General features: G+C 45.6%; 5 protein-coding genes and 1 pseudogene. 3 read left to right on the top strand and 3 right to left on the bottom strand.

The annotated features are described in order from the left end of the window. Nucleotides 1-30: 30 nt before the first annotated feature. Nucleotides 31-369 (top strand): annotated as a pseudogene (locus tag EQY_RS24985) (DUF4113 domain-containing protein); the annotation flags it as partial. A 4-nt stretch (nucleotides 370-373) separates the two neighbouring features. Here EQY_RS24985 and EQY_RS0118535 read toward each other — a convergent pair. Beyond that, complete coding sequence (locus EQY_RS0118535) at nucleotides 374-766, bottom strand: plasmid partitioning/stability family protein (RefSeq protein WP_000340829.1); 393 nt, start codon at nucleotides 764-766, stop codon at nucleotides 374-376. Nucleotides 767-770: 4 nt separating this feature from the next. After that, a complete protein-coding gene (gene parM, locus EQY_RS0118530; protein WP_001103690.1) occupies nucleotides 771-1,742 on the bottom strand; it encodes a plasmid segregation protein ParM domain-containing protein in 972 nt (323 codons plus the stop codon). 228 nt (nucleotides 1,743-1,970) lie between these two features. Here parM and EQY_RS0118525 point away from each other — a divergent pair, with 228 nt between their 5' ends. Next, entirely contained in the window at nucleotides 1,971-2,615 is a 645-nt protein-coding gene (locus EQY_RS0118525; RefSeq protein WP_000633913.1) for a division plane positioning ATPase MipZ, read from the top strand. Then, nucleotides 2,609-2,884, top strand: coding sequence for a hypothetical protein (locus tag EQY_RS0118520; protein ID WP_000239529.1), 276 nt, complete (start codon nucleotides 2,609-2,611; stop codon nucleotides 2,882-2,884). Before EQY_RS0118525 ends, EQY_RS0118520 begins: the two co-directional genes overlap by 7 nt. A gap of 137 nt (nucleotides 2,885-3,021) precedes the next feature. On the opposite strand, the gene EQY_RS0118515 is transcribed toward EQY_RS0118520, so the two are convergent. Beyond that, nucleotides 3,022-3,813: a site-specific integrase gene (locus EQY_RS0118515; RefSeq protein ID WP_000016492.1), complete on the bottom strand. Its 792-nt coding sequence runs from the start codon at nucleotides 3,811-3,813 to the stop codon at nucleotides 3,022-3,024. Nucleotides 3,814-3,846 lie beyond the last annotated feature (33 nt).

Genomic DNA, 3,846 nt, shown 5'->3' with positions numbered 1-3,846 from the left:
GCGTCAATATGAGTTCGCCGGAACGATACAAAGCTTCCATTGCCCACACAGGACAGCCGGGACATTATTGCCGCCGCATGCAGAGCCTTAAACCATGTCTGGCGTGAAGGGTACCGCTATATGAAGGCAGGTGTCATGCTGGCTGATTTCACACCATCGGGTATAGCGCAGCCGGGATTATTTGATGAGATCCAGCCCCGTAAAAACAGCGAAAAGTTAATGAAAACACTCGATGAACTGAACCAGTCTGGAAAAGGGAAAGTGTGGTTTGCGGGGCGAGGAACCGCCCCTGAATGGCAAATGAAACGGGAAATGCTCTCGCCTTCGTATACAACACAATGGACTGAGATCCCCATTGCTTCATTCTGATACATCAGAATAATTTTTGCATTTTAAGGCGCACATCATTCATTGCCTCCTGCACCGAATCAGTAGCAGAAGGAGGCATTTTTTCAGCAGATTGCAAAGCACCGAGTTCAGTCAACACAGCTCTGATATCGGCCTGAGAAGGCTTCCATCCAGTCGTCTGACTGAGTAAGGTTACAACCTGATCTGCTGAAAACTCCTCGCTCAAAATGGCAGTCAGCAATACAGGCAGGCGAGGATCAAGTTGGTGTAACGCCATTCCAGAAATAAATGCATTCCGGAACAGCTCACCACGCTCAGAACGCGGAACGGACTCTATCGCTTCCAAAGTTTGAAAGTCTGCAGCTTTTTCCGGATGCAGATAAAGTGTGAATTTTTTCCTTTTCCGTTCATCGTCCACAATATTACTCCTCTTTGAAAGCCGCGATAGCTTCAACCAGTGCTGTCTGTGGCGACTCCATCATCACTACTTTTTGCCCAAGATGGTGCCATGCCGTTTTTATCGAATCATAGATCAACGGGGCCCCACCACCGACAACATAAACACGATTCACATGATGAAAATCACCGAGCTCATTGACTACTTGCTCCCCCAGACTGGCAATAGCCCCCTCAATGGTATTAAGGACCAGATCAGTTTTTGTTTCGTCATTTATAACCTGCCGAACAAAGTCCGGGTCATTACGACGTTTAATCAATTCATCTGCAACGAGGAAACTGGTATCACTGGATGCCATGCGCAATGCACTCATGGCAGCTTTCGTAACTGAAGACACACCAATGCCAGAATTACCATGAATGGCACTTACAGAGTCAAATTGACCAACGATAACACCAACATCAAGCGTAGTGCCGCCAATATCAACTACCAGCGATTTTTCGAACTGACCAACTTTATCCATGACCAGACGAGAAAACACAGCTGGCAATGATTCAGGCATCACATCAACGTGTTCAATGGTGAAAACATCGCCTTTATTAAGACGAATCGGCCTCATTAAATTCTCAATTTTACGCTGAATGTTGAGTTCATTTTTTTGACACTCTTTCGTGTAGAACTCACTGATAGGCAAAGTCACAGTCAATGATACAGGCTGAGGCGCTAATCCACTATTCAGTAAAGCGTGATGCACAGCTAACAGGTTAACATCCGTATATTGATACTCAATATGAGTCGTAAGAATAGATTGGTTGCTAACTTCATCATACGTGTATTTTTTACCATCCAGTTCATAGTTAAATGTCTGGCGAATCCCTAACCCGTCAACCTTCCATCCATGACGAAATGAGTTTTGCGACAACGACTTACAGATTTTCCCATTGTCATTCCATGCCAACTTGATTGTTGTTGAACCATCATCGCAGTATACGTTCATCTATAGCCCCTTAAATACTCAATCTGAGTAAATCACTGTTTCTGGTTGCAAGGTAATACTCAATTTGAGCACTATCATAGTTATGAAATCACAAGACACAAGTAATATTTATTACATCATATGACACACTTCATATTTCATACTTAATAAATATGAATGCATATTGACACATCAGGTTACCGTGTCAAAATATCATCATACTTCACACATCACATTTATGAGGTTGCAATGATTACTGTAGTTGGTGGGAACAAAGGTGGTTCAGGGAAAACTACCATTGCATCAAACCTGGCTATTGCTCTCGCAAATAAAGGAAGGGAAGTCTGCCTGTTAAACGGAGATCTACAACGAACAGCCGCAAAACATCATGCGGAACGAGAAGCTGCAGGACTGTTACCAGCAATAACCCTTGTTGAGAAATTTGATAACCTGACACAAACACTACAGGCTCTGAATGAAAAGTTCGATGATGTAATAGTGGATGTCGCAGGAAGAAACTCAAAGGAATTCATAACGAGTGGAGTTGTCGCACATCAAATAATTGCGCCACTACAGTGTTCTCAACCAGATCTGGATACTCTTACAGAACTAGAACAGCAGATAGACGCAATGCGTAACCTTAACCCAGAACTTAAGGTTTATTGTTTACAAAGTATGGCAACAACCAATCCGGTTTTGAGGGGAAATGAGAGAAAAGAATTCCTTGAATATCTTGAAGAATTCCCAACAATTCAAGTCCTGGATTCAGTTATTTGTTTCAGAAAAGTCTATCGCGATTGCATGAGCAACGGCACCGGTGTAGTAGAAACGAACAATACAGCAGCCAGAGCAGAAATTGAACATTTAATGAATGAGGTATTTGGCCCATGGTGAAGAAACCCAGCCAGCAAGCATTAAACAGAGCTGCAGTTACGGTAGAACAAGCAGAGGCTCTGGCTCAGCGCCTTGCGGATAAACCATACGGCGCGCCGGAAAAACCCGAACCAGAAAAACAATGTCGGACGACAATCTCTCTTGGTGAAAGCATGCTTGTCACAATAGAAGATCTGGCATTGAGGAATAAACGCAATGGTAAAGATCCAAAAAATGTAAGTGCCATCGTCAGAGTAGCCCTTGAGCAATACTTAAAAACACTAACGTAATAATCAAGAAGTTATTACTTATGAAATCACACTTGTGAATTCACACTGTTTAAGCACCCTTGCATACAAGAGATCACATATTGCAGTGGTCTCTTCTTTTATAGAATAAATCACAATTCATAATTATGATTTGTGACTTATGCGTGTCTGCTTTTCAGCATTGTGACAGCATCGGACTCAGGCATCGAAAACTGCACCCGGTGCCGTGCAGCCACATCCAGCGCAAACACCTTCGTGTACACCTCTGTCGAACTAATCGACTTGTGCCCCATCAGGCTCTGCAGCACCTTCAGCGGAATACCAGCATACAGCATATGCATCGCGTAGGAATGGCGGAAAGTATGTGGGGTAACCGGAACAGAGAACGTCACGCCGTCGGCCGCAGCGGCCTCTACAGCTTCATTCAGCCAGGTGCGAACTGTGCGGTCGGTGATTTCCCAGATGCGCGCCTTCTCCATTCTTCCGGTTCGTTTGTTTCTGCGCTCCAGTGGGATTTTCAGCGTGGCCACCATCATCTGCAGTTGGCTGACGTATTGTGTATCGGACAGGGGAACCAGGCGATGCACCTGACTGCCAGCAGGGACACGGCCTGCCGTTCTGGTCGCTTTTTCAGTCCGTTGTTTGAGCGTGGCCAGCTGTACGAACGGATATGGCGGCGCCAGAGAAAAATCTCCCCGCGTCAGCGCCAGCGCTTCGTTTATACGTGCGCCCGTGTTCCACAGGGTGGCCAGCAACATTTTGCGGTGCAGATCCGGTACATAGTGGAGCAGGGCGCTGATCTCCGGCGCCAACAGATATTTTGGTAATTCGTCCTGCACAAGTGCCATCTGACGTAGTGCCAGCGCAGCCGGGTAATCAATGGCAACAGGTAATGTTGCCGGAGGCGTTAAAAAAGAACCAGGCAAGGAAAGCAATTGTGGGCCACTCATGATGTTATCTACGGCACAACGTCAGGGCCGTTA

Source organism: Escherichia sp. TW14182 (assembly GCF_000208525.1).
In the GTDB taxonomy this organism is placed as follows: domain Bacteria; phylum Pseudomonadota; class Gammaproteobacteria; order Enterobacterales; family Enterobacteriaceae; genus Escherichia; species Escherichia ruysiae.
The sequence above is the reverse complement of the archived record's forward strand: the minus strand, read 5'-3'. Positions and strand labels throughout refer to the sequence as shown.